At 33.5% G+C, this 284-nt stretch carries 1 protein-coding gene; it reads right to left on the bottom strand.

The annotated features are described in order from the left end of the window. A partial coding sequence (locus HJY11_RS13555; RefSeq protein ID WP_208076459.1) for an ABC transporter ATP-binding protein occupies window positions 1–284 on the bottom strand: 284 nt, incomplete at both ends.

The raw sequence follows: 284 nt of genomic DNA, 5'->3' as shown, positions 1-284 counted from the left end.
AAAAAGCAAAGAAATAGCTCCCATCAAAAGTCTGAATCCTGTATCCATATAACTGTAAAAAACTTGGAAGCCCTGGTTTTCAGCTTCTCTGACATCATTCGTATACCAGGATACATACTCTCCGCTATCTGTTCCCACATTCTTTTCAAATGATTCATGAAGTATCTTTTTACTAATGTCATTTCGAAGCTCCGTATTCATGGTGGAAATAAGATATGTTTGATAATTTTTCCTTATATATAAAAGCACATAGAAAAAATATGCAAGAGCTGAATTAAAAGCCA

The sequence above is a fragment of the Bittarella massiliensis (ex Durand et al. 2017) genome (assembly GCF_017566145.1).
In the GTDB taxonomy this organism is placed as follows: Bacteria; Bacillota; Clostridia; order Oscillospirales; family Ruminococcaceae; genus Bittarella; species Bittarella massiliensis_A.
The sequence above is the reverse complement of the archived record's forward strand: the minus strand, read 5'-3'. Positions and strand labels throughout refer to the sequence as shown.